Source organism: Xanthomonas sp. NCPPB 2864 (genome assembly GCF_056675615.1).
This window is the reverse complement of the sequence record NZ_JBWWVS010000011.1, coordinates 57168-70259: the sequence shown is the minus strand read 5'-3', so window position 1 is coordinate 70259 and position 13092 is coordinate 57168. Positions and strand designations below refer to the sequence as shown.

13 protein-coding genes and 1 other RNA gene are annotated in these 13092 nt (G+C 66.4%); 3 read left to right on the top strand and 11 right to left on the bottom strand.

Translation table 11 applies throughout. From position 1 onward, the window contains the following. Positions 1-110 precede the first annotated feature (110 nt). Positions 111-1697 (top strand): alkaline phosphatase D family protein, encoded by a 1587-nt coding sequence (locus tag AC1KVE_RS18535; protein WP_481092871.1) that lies wholly within the window; start codon positions 111-113, stop codon positions 1695-1697. Between the two features lie 111 nt (positions 1698-1808). On the opposite strand, the gene AC1KVE_RS18530 is transcribed toward AC1KVE_RS18535, so the two are convergent. Further along, positions 1809-2405, bottom strand: a complete 597-nt coding sequence (locus AC1KVE_RS18530; RefSeq protein WP_024937565.1) for a 4'-phosphopantetheinyl transferase family protein — start codon at positions 2403-2405, stop codon at positions 1809-1811. A gap of 126 nt (positions 2406-2531) precedes the next feature. Between AC1KVE_RS18530 and AC1KVE_RS18525 the strand changes: the two genes are divergently transcribed. Further along, positions 2532-2783: a GlsB/YeaQ/YmgE family stress response membrane protein gene (locus tag AC1KVE_RS18525; RefSeq protein ID WP_016901812.1), complete on the top strand. Its 252-nt coding sequence runs from the start codon at positions 2532-2534 to the stop codon at positions 2781-2783. Positions 2784-2838: 55 nt separating this feature from the next. Here AC1KVE_RS18525 and AC1KVE_RS18520 read toward each other — a convergent pair whose 3' ends face one another. Genes AC1KVE_RS18520 through AC1KVE_RS18510 form a run of 3 tightly spaced genes read right to left on the bottom strand, consistent with a single transcriptional unit; the run spans position 2839 to position 4258 of the window. Beyond that, positions 2839-3276, bottom strand: a complete 438-nt coding sequence (locus tag AC1KVE_RS18520) for a GFA family protein (RefSeq protein WP_054591822.1) — start codon at positions 3274-3276, stop codon at positions 2839-2841. After that, positions 3273-4052, bottom strand: a complete 780-nt coding sequence (gene xth / locus AC1KVE_RS18515) for an exodeoxyribonuclease III (RefSeq protein WP_054591821.1) — start codon at positions 4050-4052, stop codon at positions 3273-3275. Before xth ends, AC1KVE_RS18520 begins: the two co-directional genes overlap by 4 nt. Before the next feature lie 56 nt (positions 4053-4108). Further along, the gene (locus AC1KVE_RS18510) at positions 4109-4258 is read right to left on the bottom strand and encodes a hypothetical protein (RefSeq protein ID WP_481092870.1); all 150 of its coding nucleotides are present in this window, start codon (positions 4256-4258) and stop codon (positions 4109-4111) included. A 286-nt stretch (positions 4259-4544) separates the two neighbouring features. Between AC1KVE_RS18510 and AC1KVE_RS18505 the strand changes: the two genes are divergently transcribed. Then, entirely contained in the window at positions 4545-5693 is a 1149-nt protein-coding gene (locus AC1KVE_RS18505) for an ROK family protein (protein WP_481092869.1), read from the top strand. Positions 5694-5778: 85 nt separating this feature from the next. Here AC1KVE_RS18505 and AC1KVE_RS18500 read toward each other — a convergent pair whose 3' ends face one another. The 7 genes from AC1KVE_RS18500 to AC1KVE_RS18470 form a co-directional block, all read right to left on the bottom strand. Continuing rightward, positions 5779-6492 (bottom strand): hypothetical protein, encoded by a 714-nt coding sequence (locus tag AC1KVE_RS18500; RefSeq protein WP_481092868.1) that lies wholly within the window; start codon positions 6490-6492, stop codon positions 5779-5781. Between the two features lie 92 nt (positions 6493-6584). Then, entirely contained in the window at positions 6585-7475 is an 891-nt protein-coding gene (locus AC1KVE_RS18495) for a peptidylprolyl isomerase (RefSeq protein ID WP_481092867.1), read from the bottom strand. Positions 7476-7565: 90 nt separating this feature from the next. Next, a non-coding RNA gene (locus AC1KVE_RS18490) (sX9 sRNA) lies at positions 7566-7641 on the bottom strand. A gap of 61 nt (positions 7642-7702) precedes the next feature. Then, a complete protein-coding gene (locus AC1KVE_RS18485) occupies positions 7703-8710 on the bottom strand; it encodes a glycerophosphodiester phosphodiesterase family protein (RefSeq protein WP_184633048.1) in 1008 nt (335 codons plus the stop codon). Positions 8711-9337: 627 nt separating this feature from the next. Beyond that, positions 9338-11065 carry a cation acetate symporter gene (locus tag AC1KVE_RS18480; protein ID WP_024937572.1) on the bottom strand — a complete coding sequence of 576 codons (1728 nt, stop codon included), beginning with the start codon at positions 11063-11065 and terminating at the stop codon, positions 9338-9340. After that, the gene (locus AC1KVE_RS18475) at positions 11062-11379 is read right to left on the bottom strand and encodes a DUF485 domain-containing protein (protein WP_039524562.1); all 318 of its coding nucleotides are present in this window, start codon (positions 11377-11379) and stop codon (positions 11062-11064) included. The genes AC1KVE_RS18480 and AC1KVE_RS18475 overlap by 4 nt, the downstream gene beginning before the upstream one ends. 84 nt (positions 11380-11463) lie before the next feature. Continuing rightward, a complete protein-coding gene (locus AC1KVE_RS18470) occupies positions 11464-12846 on the bottom strand; it encodes a DcaP family trimeric outer membrane transporter (protein WP_481092866.1) in 1383 nt (460 codons plus the stop codon). Between the last annotated feature and the right edge of the window lie 246 nt (positions 12847-13092).

Sequence of the window (13092 nt, the reverse complement as noted above, 5' to 3'; positions counted from 1 at the left end):
GTGACTGCATCCATCCCCACGGGCCGGGCGCGTCGTGCAGCGCAATGGACACGCGCCGGTAAGAAGGCGGCGTTATATCTGGGCGCCGCTGCCAGACGTTCGAGGATGCCATGACCGCCTCCGATCCCGCCCGCCGCCGCGTGTTGCAAGGGCTGGGTGCCGGCCTGTTGTTGCCGGCCACTGCCGGTTGGTCCGCGCGCGGTCTGGCTGCGCCGTCCGGGCGGCCGCTGATCACCGATGGGGTGCAGAGCGGCGATGTCGTGGATGGCCGGGCGTTGCTGTGGAGCCGCTGCGATCGGCCGGCGCGGCTGCGGGTGGAATGGGATACGCGCCCGAGCCTGCGTCAGGCGCGTCGCGTGGATGGCCCGGTGGCTTCGCCAGCGCACGATTTCACTGCGCGGGTGGATCTGGGCGCATTGCCGCGCGATCAGGACATCTTCTACCGGGTGCGCTTCGAAGATGCCGACAGCGGTGTGTTGAGCGCGCCGGTGCACGGCCATCTGCGCAGTGCGCCGCAGGCGCGTGGCGATGTGCGCTTTGTCTGGAGTGGTGACACCGTCGGCCAGGGCTTCGGCATCAATCCGGACATCGGCGGCATGCGCATCTACAGCGCGATGCGCGAGCGCAACCCGGATTTCTTCCTGCACAGCGGCGACACCATCTATGCCGACGGCCCGATCCCGGCCGAGCTGATCGTGGAAGAAGGCAAGCGCTGGCGCAACCTCACCACCGCGGCCAAGAGCAAGGTGGCCGAAACGCTGGACGAATTTCGCGGCAACTACCGCTACAACCTGCTGGATGAGCATGTGCGTCGCTTCAATGCCGAGGTGGCGCAGGTCTGGCAGTGGGACGACCACGAAACCACCAACAACTGGTCGCCCGGCAAGCAGCTGGACGAGCGCTATCAGGTGCGCGATATCGGGGTGCTGGCCGGTCGTGCACGTCAGGCATTTCTGGAATACGCACCGATGCGCGGCGTGCATGCCGATGGCAACGGGCGCATCTACCGCAAGATCAGTTATGGCCCGCTGCTGGATGTATTCGTGCTGGACATGCGCAGCTATCGCGGCGCCAACAGCGACAACCTGCAGCCGCAACCGGGCGCGGACACGGCCTTTCTGGGCCCGCAGCAACTGGCCTGGCTGCAGCACGAACTGGCCGGCTCACGTGCGCAATGGAAGGTGATTGCCGCCGACATGCCGATCGGCCTGCAGGTGCCCGATGGGCAGGACGCCGCAGGCCGCGCGCGCTGGGAGGCGATCGCCAACGGCGATCCGGGTGTGCCGCGCGGGCGTGAACAGGAGATCGCCACGCTGCTGCGTTTCATCAGCACAGCGCGCATTCGCAACACGCTGTGGCTGACCGCCGATGTGCATTATTGCGCGGCGCATTACTACCACCCGGATCGCGCGGCGTTTCAGCAATTCGAACCGTTCTGGGAATTCGTGGCCGGCCCGCTCAATGCCGGCAGCTTCGGCCCGAATGCACTCGATGCCACCTTCGGCCCGACGGTGATCTTCCAGAAAGCCCCGCCGGCGCCCAACCTGTCGCCGCTGGCCGGATTTCAGTTCTTTGGCGAAGTGGAGATCGATGCACGCACCGGCGTGCTGACGGTGACCTTGCGCAATCTGGATGGGGTGGCGCAGTTCCGTCAGCCGATTTTGCCGCACGCTGCGACGCGGCCGGAACATGCTTGAGACGTCGGTCGGACCAGCAACGCAAGCATCCATGTCCGGCACATGCTGCATCACGGTCCAGGACGCAACGCACACCTGCGCTGCAGCCACGCAGTGAAGCGATCGCCGCGCCTATTCGGCCGGCAACGGGTAGAACGCCAGCGCAGCGCGGCAATCCGGTGCGGCCCACCATTCGTGCAACTGCCATTGCGTGGCCTGGCCGAGCGCGGGATCGCACCACTGCAACTGCAATGCGCCGTCGGGTGCCACTGCGTAGGCAAGCCGATGCAGGCCAAACGACAGGCCATGCCCGTACGCCTTGAGCAGCGCTTCCTTGGCGCACCACAGGCGGAAAAACAGCGCCTGTTGCGCGTCTGGCTGCAGTCCGGCCAGCACTGCGATTTCGTCGGCATGGAAGAATCGTTGCGCGATTTCCAGCAGACGTGGGCGCGCGCGGATGCGCTCCAGATCCACGCCCAGCCGCACGCCCTGCCCCAGGCCGACCAGCAGATAATCGCCGCTATGGCTCCAGCCGGTGTCCCGGTCGGGCAGGGCCGGCTGCAGCGACGGCCGCCCGCGCTCGTCGCGCCGCAGCGGCACCTGGGCGGGTTCCAGCGCCAGGGCCTGGCCCAGCAACTCGCGCGCCTGCGGTTCGCCACGCTCGCCATGCCGATGCGGACGCAACCACAGTTGCACCGGGCCGATATGCCAGCTTGCGTGCGCTGTCACGCTGCGTGCACCAAGCACAACAGCCGCATGCGCGTGCGACCACGCTCGACAGTCACTTCACGCCGGTCTGCGTTGAATGGCGCCCATGCACTACTTCCGGTGCAATCGCATGAGGAGTTCGGCAACATGGGCATCATCATCTGGTTGATCGTCGGCGGCATCGTGGGTTGGCTGGCCAGCATCATCATGCGTCGCGATGCGCAGCAGGGCATCATTCTCAATATCGTGGTCGGCATCGTCGGCGCGCTGATCGCCGGGTTCCTGTTCGGTGGCGGTATCAATCAGGCGATCACGCTGTGGACCTTCGTGTGGTCGCTGGTGGGTGCGGTGATCCTGCTGGCAATCGTCAATCTGTTCACCCGTGGCCGCGTGCGCTAAGCACGCATCCACTGATGGAACATTCAACGCCCGGGCTTGCCCGGGCGTTGTCGTTTCAGCCATCGACCGGAGCACGATCCAACGGATGGTGCACTCCATCTTCCACCGGCACGGCGATGTTCAACGCATAGGGATTGACGCCTTCCAGGCAGCCGACGTTGTAGCCGTACTCGTTGGGATTGGAGCGCCGCCGGTGATGCGTGTAGATGCCACACACGCCGCAGAAGTAATGCGCCGCCACGTGCGTGTTGAACTGATACAGCCGCAGCACGTCCTCGCCCTGCAGCACGTGCAGGCCGTCCAGCGTCACCGAGGCGACGATGGCACCACGGCGGCGGCACATCGAGCAGTCGCAACGGCGCGGATCGAGCAGGCCGTGCGGCAGATCCAGATCGATCTGCACCGCGCCGCAGTGGCAACTCAGCCGATGCACCGGGCTGATCGTGACCTCGCCAACCTTGTATGTGCTACGCCGCAGATGCCGCTCGCTCATGCGCCCGCCTCGGCCAGGCGTACCCAGGCCGGTGCGTGGTCGCTGGGGCGCTCCCAGGTGCGCGGTTCGCGATCGATGCCCGCGTCCACCGCGCGCGCGCGCAAGGCCTCCGAGACCAGGGTCAGATCGATGCGCAGGCCCAGATTGCGGCGGAATCCGGCCTGGCGGTAATCCCACCAGCTGAACTGCTCGGCCTCCTCATGATGCAGCCGGAACGCATCGTGCAGGCCCAGCGCCAGCAGTTGTTCCAGCGCGGCGCGCTCGGCGCTGGAGGTGAGGATGTGGTGCTCGTTCCACACTGCCGGATCGTGCACATCGCGCGCATCCGGGGCGATGTTGAAGTCGCCCAGCACCACCAGCTGCGGATACTTGTGCAGTTCCTGCGCCAGCCAGTCGTGCACCGCGGCCAGCCAGCGCAGCTTGTAGGCGTACTTGTCGGTGCCCACGTCCTGGCCGTTGACCACATACAGGTTGACGATGCGCACGCCGTCGACGGTGGCGGCGATCACGCGCTGCTGCACGTCGTCGAAACCGGGGATGCCCATCTGCACGTCCAGCGCCGGCGAGCGCGACAGGATCGCCACGCCGTTGTAGGTCTTCTGCCCGCAGAACACGCTGCGATAGCCGGCAGCGGCCAGCGCCGCATCCGGAAACTTGTGGTCTTCCAGCTTGGTTTCCTGGATGCCGACCACGTCGGGTGCGAACGTGCCCAGCCACTGTTGCAGGTGCGGCAGGCGCACATTGAGCGAGTTGACGTTCCAGGAGGCAATCTTCATGGCGTGGCGCGGACCGTGGTTCAAACCACCAATGGTACCGCGCCGCCGGAGTGTGCTCAGGGCCGTGGGGCGATGCGCACGCCGAGCTGGTTGGCGACCGGGCGCTCGCGCTCGGAATGCCGGTATGGATGAGACGATTGAGCGCGCGCAGGCGCACCGTCCACGCGCACGGTCAGGGTGCTGGAGCCGCAGTCGGCGACCAGCATCCATCGCTACTTGCGCGCGATCCAGGCCAGTGCGCAGCGCGGTTGGGCGCCTCGTCGTAGTCGGCGTGGCTGGCCTCGCGTGGCTGGCGCTTGCCGTCGGCCATCTGCAGCTCGGCGGTGCAGGTCGAGCAGGGGCAGCAGGCCGCGGCCGGGAACACGGACAGGTGCGCAGGCGTGAGGCGGGATGACCGGTGATGACAGAGGCCGGCAATTCAATAACTTACTGTAAATTAATTATTTCGACCGGACCGGGTAAGCTGGCCCCTCCCCCGCGCCACAGCTCGCCATGCCGTCCACTGCCGCTGTCGCATTGCCGCCGGATGCGCCGAATTTCCCCGGCCTGAGCCGCAACGAGCGCGACATGCTCGACCGCCTGCGCCTGGCCGGCGTGCTCACCCGCGCCGACCTCAGCCGCGGCACCGGGCTGACAGTGCAGACTGCGGTGCGCCTGATCGAAGGCCTGCAGGCGCGCGGCATGGTCCACATGGGCAGCGGCGTGGCACGTGCCGGCCGCGGCAAGCCGGGGGTGGCGGTGTCGTTGAACCCGGCGCACGGCCACACCTTGGGCGTCTCCATCGCCACCGACGCGCTGAGCCTGGCGCTGGTGGATTTCGCCGGCCAGGTACTGGCGGTCAGCGAGCTGCCGCTGGACGCGCGCAGTGCCGACGCGGTGTTGCTGCAGTTGCAGGCCGGCGACGCAGCGCTGCTGGCAGGCCTGGACCACGCGGTGGGGCCGCGGCTGGGGATCGGGTTGGCGATGAGCGGGTTCTTTACCGGCGAGGACGGGCGCATCAATCCGCCCGAGCCGCTGCGTGCGCTTGGCGAGTTCGCCCTGGCGCCGTGGCTGGCGCAGGCCTGCGCGCAGCCGGTGTGGATGGACAACGACGGCAGCGTGGCCGCCGCCGGCGAAGCGATGCTGGGCGTGGGCCGTCGACATCGCGACTTTGCCTACCTCTATCTCAGCTACGGGTTCGGCGGCGGCCTGGTCATCGACGGCCAGGTCATGCGCGGTGCGCGCGGCAATGCGGGTGAATTCGCCGGCATGCTGCCGGCGCAGAAGCTCGAACGCGCCACGCTGGAACTGCTGCGCGAACTGCTGGCCGACGACGGCGTGGCGTTTGCCGACGTGCGCAGCCTGCTGGCCGCCTACGACCCGACCTGGCCGGCGATCGAGCGCTGGATCGCGCGCAGCGCGCTGGGGGTGTCGTTGATCGTCTCGGCAATCACCGCGGTGTGCGACCCGGAAGCGATCGTGTTCGGCGGCCGCCTGCCGGCCGATCTGGCCCGACGCCTGATCGCCGCCGTGCAGATCGACAACCTGCCGCGTCGCGGTCAGGGCAGGCCGATGCCGCTACTGCTGCCGGCCGAGGCACCGGCCGACGCCTGCGCGATCGGTGCGGCGACGCTGCCGTTGAAGGCGCGCTACTTCCGTTGACTGAAGGTGCCCCGCCCCTGTCGCGGGTGCTGACAGTCTGCGTTGCCGTTGGATGGGCGCTGGTTCGTGCGTCGCAGAACCGGCGTCAATCTGCGGTGGCAGCGCGCCCACGGCAGCAATAGCCGAACAACTCAACCGCCAGCTCACGTGCCTGTTGCTGCTGTTGTTGGGTGAGCGACTCCAGCAATTCGTCTTCTGCCTGCAACGGTGCCGATGGATCCAGCGCGTGGGCCGGCGGTTGGCGCGATGCCAGCCGCCACGCCGCCGCATACACCGGGTCGGGCGCATGCAACAGCGGCGATTCCACCACCTGCGCCAAGGTGTCGATGGCATCGCGATGGCCCGCCAATGCCAGCGCTTCCAACTCGGCCACAATCGCGGCCATCTCCTGTTCGTCGCTCGCCGACAGTTGCGCAGGCATGCCGGCAGGTGCGCCGGCCACCGCACGTTGCAGCAACTCGGCCGCACGCTGCGCAAGTAGATAGCGTTGCGCATCGGTATCGCCGTGCGCCGCGGCCGTGCGTAGCAGCGCCTCGATCTGCAGCTGTGTGCCGGCGACGCAGCGACGGCCCTTCAACGGCGGCACGTGTGCACCGCCGTGCGCGATCTGCGCGGCTCGCTCCTCACCCTGTTGACGACAGGCCAGCTGTTGCATGGCGCTGTCGAACAGGCCCTGACCGACGCGCGCCGGCAGCTGCGTCGATGCAACGCCGGCATGCACCGCAGGGCGCGCAGCGACGCTGCTCTGCGGGTGCAACGCAGCAGGCGTGCGCAGGCTCCACATTCCGGCGGCCGACATCGCTACGGCCACGCACACCGCGCCTGCCACCGGCCAGCGCGACCGCCTCCGATGCCATGGCCGCGCGCCAGCGTTCAGCGCAGGCGCCGGCATCAACGCAGCGCCGCTTCCAGTGCGGCGCGATCGAACTGCAACGGGTTGTCCTGGCGCAGACGTTCCAGCGCAGCGGTGGCCGCCTGGTCGCGCAATTGCACTTCGATCTGTCCGCGCGCTGTCTCCAGCGTGGCGGGTATGCGCGCATCCACACGGATCAGGTGATATCCCTCCGGCCCGCGGACGGGGCCCGAAACCTGCCCCACGCCCAGCCCCTGCACGGGCTCAGCAAAGACATCGGCCACGTTGCGCAGGAAGATCGATGACAGCTGGCCGCCCTCGGCCGCAGTGCTAGCATCGTCGGATTCGCGCATTGCCAGTTCTTCGAAGGGCGTGCCGCCATCCAGCTGCTGCTTGAGCCGCTGTGCGCGTGCGAGCGCCTGCGCATCGGTCAACGGTGTGCCGCGCCGGGCATCGCCTTGGGGCTGCAGCGCCACGAATAGATGGCTGAGGCGAACCTCGTCGTAATCGTGCGGATGCGCGTCGAACTGGGCCTGCACCTGCGTGGCGTCGATAGACGCGGCATCGCGCGCGCGCCGCTGCATTGCCTCGGCAAGAATGGCATCGGTGGCCTGACGGATGTGCGCGGCCACCACCGGGTCGTCTTGCAGATGCGCCTGACGGGCCTGGTCCACCAGCAGCAGCCGGTCGGCAAATTCGCGTACGAAACTCGGGTCGGCCGCAATGGCCGGATTGGCGTTCTGCGGCAGGTCGGCCAGGGCCAGCGCGCGATATTCCGGCGCACTGAAGGTCCGGTGTCCAATCTGCAGCACCTTTCCGGAAGCCGGGCCAGTGTGCAGGTGTGCATCGGGCGTGGCGGCCTGCGCCAGCGGTGTGGAGCAGGCAAGGCTCAACCAAAGCAGCCTGAAACAATGCGGTGTGGAAAACATGGGCAATCTCCGTCATGGCATGAACCGGCGGCGGCAGGTGCCGCCGCCGGGACCGCCGGCCCGCACGGGCCGGCAACAGCTGCTGAGAGCGGCTAACGAAACGTAGCGAGCAGTCGTCAGGTGGGCGTGGGCGACGCGGAGGGACCGGCGTGTACGAGTGGTACATGAGGACTCCGAGCACCGGCCGCGCCCGCCTGGCGGCTGCGCAGTAGTTTTGTCAGTTGCTCTTAGTCGTGCTTGCCGCGCGCACGCAGGTAGGCGATGGCCGCTTTCGGGTCGTCGCTGGTGATCAGGCCAAAGGCCTCGTCGCGTACGATGAAATCCAGATTGCCGCGATTGTCGGCCGTGTCGCGGCCACCGCCGTAGGCGAAATACAGATCCGACAGCGCGTAGCAACAGGCGCCGCTGTTTTGATAGAACTTGCCGGCAGACGGGCCATCCGGAATCGCCTGGAAGACGCCCACGCGATACCCACGCTCGCGAATGAAATCGGCATCGCTCTGCAGCAGGCCACCGAGTTGCTTGACGTTGATCTCCATCGTCTGGTGACCGTTGTTCATCCATGCCGAGATCGTCTGGCGCACATTGATCTTGCCCAGCATGTTGGTGGTGAACACCGGTATGCCGACCATGCCGCTGCCATCTGCACGGTAGGCATCGCGACTGGTGTACAGCGTTGCATTGACCTTGGCGGCCACATAGCTGCCCGATGCCGCGCCGAACTGGCTTTCGGCGGCCTTGCGCACTGCGCGTACCGTGGCCGCATCCTTGATGTCGAACACCATCGGCGTACGCAGATTGTGCTGCTTGTAATAGGCAAACAGCTCATCCACACGCGGTACGTGATAGCCGGTGGTGGTACGACGATCAGGCGTCAGCAGGAACAACTGGCTGACCTGCGACCACGGGGTGACCAGAATCGACGGGTTGACGCCCTGGTTGGTGATCGGGTCGTACTTCACTCCGGGATGTTGCTGCCACACGGTGGTGGTGCGGCCCAGGTTGTAGTCGTGCAGCAATACCGGCACGCCATCGCTGGTGAGCTTGACGTCCAGTTCCACGCCATCCATGCACTGGTCGTTGGCGATCTGCAGCGAGCCGCGCGAGTTTTCCGGCATATCGGCGATGCCGGCGTATTTGCCCCATAAGCCACGGTGCGCCAGCACAACGGTATTGGAGGAGTTGAACAGGATGCGTTGCATCTTGATATCGGAGCTGTCGTTGCAGGCGGCCATCGCCAGCTGCGGCAGTGCAGCCAGCAGGGCCAAGGCGCCGAACAGGCGGCAGGCGCGGGCCAGCGGATGTGGAGCGAGGAGGATAGGCATGGTCTCGGTGTCCCGGTTCGTAGGTACAGGAAGGGCAAGAGGTGGACGAGAGCCGACGGGTCGACGCAATCGGCGGACTCGCTTGCAGCGCACTCGCCAACCGGTCGATACCGGGGGAGAGGCCAAGCCGGGCGTGATCAGCGTTCGGCTTGCGGCCAATTTAGTCACCCTAGATGACTTAATTTCTTCGCTGGTGTTGCGGTTGTTCGCGATCGCGCAGGCATTGCGTGCAAAACGAAGCGGGCGATGCGATCGCATCGATGCCACGCAAGGACGCAGCGCTGTCGTGCATGCGCGCGCAGCGCGTCGCACGCCCGCGCACCGAGGTCTGATGGGGCGTTGCGCCCGGGCCGTCACGATGCTGGATCGCTGTCGGCACCCGCGCGGTGCGCGCGCTCGACCGATACCCCCTCGGCCTTCGCGTCAGAAGACGATCGTAGGGACGTGGCAACACAGACGCTGCCCGCTGTCAGCCTTGGCTAAAACGCAAAACGCCGGCACAAGGCCGGCGTTCTGCGACTGCGCAGTGACTGTACGTCAGTGACCCGACGCACCGCTGGCACCCAGGCCGGTTTCGGCGCGGATCTGCTGGGCCTTGAACGCGGCACGTTCGTTGGCGGCCTGCGGGCTGTGATCCAGGATCGAGAACAGCCAGATGCCGACAAAACCAATGGTCATCGAGAACAGCGCCGGCGAGGTGTACGGGAACGGCGCCGAACCGGCTGCATTGCCCAGCGTGTCCACCCACACCGACGGCGACAGGATGGTGAGCACCAGCGAGGAGACCAGGCCCAGGAAACCGCCGACCACCGCACCGCGGGTGGTGCAGTTCTTCCACAACAACGACAGGATCAGCACCGGGAAGTTGGCCGAGGCCGCGATCGCAAACGCCAGCGACACCATGAAGGCCACGTTCTGCTTCTCGAACACGATGCCCAGCAGCACCGCGATCACGCCCAGCACCAGGGTGGTGGCACGCGAGACCTTCAGCTCCGAACCCGGCGCCGGATTGCCCTTCTTGATCACCGTGGCGTACAGGTCATGCGACACCGCCGAGGCGCCGGACAGGGTCAGGCCTGCGACCACCGCCAGGATGGTGGCGAAGGCCACCGCCGAGATGAAGCCCATGAACACGTTGCCGCCGACCGCATTGCCGACCAGCACCGCCGCCATGTTGGCCGCGCCCTTGCCGCCGTGGATGGTGCCGGTGGTGACGTCCGCAAACTGCGGGTTGGTCAGCACCAGCGCGATCGCACCGAAGCCGATGATGAAGATCAGGATGTAGAAGTAGCCGATCCAGGTGGTGGCCCACAGCACCGACTTGCGCGCCTGCTTGGCATCGGGAACGGTGAAGAAGCGCATCAGGATGTGCGGCAGGCCGGCGGTGCCGAACATCAGCGCCATGCCGAACGAGATCGCCGAGATCGGGTCCTTCACGAAGCCGCCCGGGCCCATGATCGACAGACCGGCCTTGGCCGCGTCCTCCGGCGATGCACCGCCATTGGCCGCGATCGCGGTCTTCACCCGCACGCCCTCGGCAAACAGCGCCTCGAAGCTGAAGTTGAAGTGCCACATGATCGCCACCGCCATGAAGGTCACGCCGGTCAGCAGCAGCACCGCCTTGATGATCTGCACCCACGTCGTGGCGGTCATGCCGCCGAACAGCACGTAGACCATCATCAGCACGCCGACCAGGGTCACCGCCACCCAGTAGTCCAGGCCGAACAGCAGCTTGATCAAGGCGCCGGCACCGACCATCTGTGCGATCAGATAGAACAGCACCACCACCAGCGTGCCCGACGCAGCAAAGCTGCGGATGGCGGTCGGCGCAAAGCGATAGCCGGCCACGTCGGCGAAGGTGTACTTGCCGAGGTTGCGCAGCCGTTCCGCCATCAGGAAGGTCAGGATCGGCCAGCCGACCAGAAATCCGATCGCATAGATCAGGCCGTCGTAGCCATTGGCCATCACCGCCGCGGTGATGCCCAGGAACGAGGCCGCCGACATGAAGTCGCCGGCGATCGCCAGGCCGTTCTGGAAGCCGGTGATGCCACCGCCGGCGGTATAGAAGTCGGAGGCCGACTTGGTCTTGGCCGCCGCCCACTTGGTGATCCACAAGGTGCCCAGCACGAAGAAGCCGAACATGCCGATCGCCACCCAGTTGGTGGGCTGCTTGTCGACCTGGCCCATGTCGCCGCCGGCGGCCAGCGCGATGCCGGCCGGCATCAGCCCGGCCAGGATCAGGAGAAGGCGCGAATACTTGCTCATTTGCGTGCGTCCTCGAGGATCTGCGCGGTCAGCTGGTCGTAGGTGTTGTTGGCGCGGCGCACGTAGATGGCGGTGATGACGATGGTGAACACCATCACCCCGATCGCGATCGGGATGCCGATCGAGGTCACGCCGGCACCGATCGGCTTGGCGAGGAATTCCTTGTCGAAGGCGATCAGGCCGATGTAGCCGTAATAGGCAAGCAACATCAGCACGGTGAGGGTCCAGCCCAGCGTGTTGCGCTGGCGCTTGAGTGCGTGATACTTCGGATTGGCATCGATCTTGGCGATCAGTGCGTCATTCGAGACGGTCATTGTCTGTCTCCTGGTAGAGCGCGGGTAAAACGACGGTGGCCTTGCCCGTCCCACCGCAGTGGAACGAGCCGCCGGTGGCAGAAACTAGAAGCTGTACTTGGTGGTGAATTGCAGGCGCGAAATGTCGCCGCTGTCGCCGTTCTCGGCTTCGCGACGGCCATACATCAGCTCCGCGCCCACATCGACCTTGGGCAGCGGCGAATAGAACACGTTGGCGCGGATGCTCTGCTGCGATTTGCTCGCAAGCGCGCCGGTATTGGCGATGTCGTGGTCGTAGTTCACGCGCGAGTACATGACCGTGCTGCGCAGCTTGGCGTTGTAGTCGTGGCGCCAGGCCACCCAGCCGGCGATCGTGCTGACGGTCTGGATATTGCCGTCCATGTCGATCTCCACATCCGAGCCGTTGCCCAGGCCCAGATAGCGCCCCAGGCCCTCGCCGTAGCTGAGCTGGTAGCGCAGATCGTTGTTGGAATTGATGATCCAGCGGCCGCCGCCGGCAATCGCGCCGCCGAAGTCGGTGTCGTTGGTCAGCGCACTGCGCGTACGGTACTGGCGCGCGATCGCCGACAGGCCGAACGTGCCCCAGGTGCCCTTCCAGTTGTAGCGCGCGGTCAGGTCCGGCATCGCACCGTGGTCGGAGGCCAGGATGGTGTTGCCGCCCTGGTAGGGCGTGGTCAGCGTCTCGGGGTTTTCCGCCGACACGCTGAAGGCGCCACGGGTGTAGCGGATCTGGGTCTGACGGCTGAACAGCGCGCCGTCGGTCGGCCCGACGATGTCGGCGGCCTCGGGCAGGATCGTGGAATCGATGAAGTTGGACCAGGTCTGGCCGGCCAGCCAGTTGTTCCAGCTCACGTAGGCGTGGCGCAAGGTGCCGCCGTACAGATTGTTGACCTGGTTGGCCAGCGCGTTGCCGAAGAAATCCAGTTCGATGAAGCCGGTGATCTTGTCGCCGTTTTCGGTGACGGTGTCCACGCCCAGGTTGAAGCGCGAGAACTTGGCATGGAAGTCGGTATCGGTGCTCGAGGCCTGGCCACCGACCGGGGTCTGGGTCGGGATGTACAGGTAACGGCCCACCGCGCCTTCGGGCAACGCGCCGTCGGAGGTGCGGGTGGTCATGAAGTCGGCCTTGATGAAACCACCGTAACGGAACGTTGTCCCCGCCGCTGCGTTCGGTGTGATGCTGGTCAGCTGGATCGGCCGCTTGCCGGCCGGCACCGCAGGCGCGGCCGGTGCCTGTGCCTGCGCGGCGCGCACCTCGGTCACCTGGGTCTGCGTCTGCGTGATCTGGCCCTGCTGTTGTTGCTGCGCCGACACCAGCAGCTGGACCTGACGCTCGAGCTCGGCAATGCGTGCTTCCAGCGCCTTTTCCTTGGCGGTCTGCGCGAACGCCACGCCCGGCAGGATGCTCGCCACGAACAAGGCAGCCACCAGCGGATGGCGCACCAACGGTGCAGTACGGTGTGTCATGGACCCCTCTCCCCGATAAGGCCTCGCGCTTGATGGCGATGCTGTGCGGAGCGTGAGGCAGTCCGCGCTTTGGAGCCTATTCGCCTTTGGTCGTAGCTGCAACGCAGCATTCCGCAAGGTGACCGATCGTCGCACCAGGGCCGGCAACCGATTGCCGATCGCACGCTGCGGCGGTTAAGACCAAGGTCTAAGGCGCGGTTGAACGCCGGGACAGAATGGATGCGGCACACTGATTGCCTACCGAGG